We start from the raw sequence: 238 nt of genomic DNA, 5'->3' as shown, positions 1-238 counted from the left end.
AGGCCAGGATTCCACCACCTGTCTGGTGCAGGCATTACAACAATATGATGAAGTCCATTGCGTGACGTTCGATTACGGTCAGCGACATCGCGCAGAAATCGACGTGGCACGCGAACTGGCGCTGAAACTGGGAGCACGCGCGCATAAGGTTCTTGATGTAACGCTGCTCAACGAGCTGGCGGTCAGCAGCCTGACACGTGACAGCATTCCGGTGCCTGATTATGAACCTGAAGCCGAT

Annotated in this window: 1 protein-coding gene; it reads left to right on the top strand. The window is 55.0% G+C overall.

What is annotated here, in order from left to right; genetic code table 11:
- A partial coding sequence (locus tag SB756_RS35030) for a 7-cyano-7-deazaguanine synthase (protein WP_410913877.1) occupies nt 1-238 on the top strand: 238 nt, incomplete at both ends.

The sequence above is a fragment of the Pseudomonas sp. SIMBA_068 genome, from assembly GCF_046534705.1.
Taxonomy (GTDB): Bacteria; Pseudomonadota; Gammaproteobacteria; order Pseudomonadales; family Pseudomonadaceae; genus Aquipseudomonas; species Aquipseudomonas putida.
The sequence above is the reverse complement of the archived record's forward strand: the minus strand, read 5'-3'. Positions and strand labels throughout refer to the sequence as shown.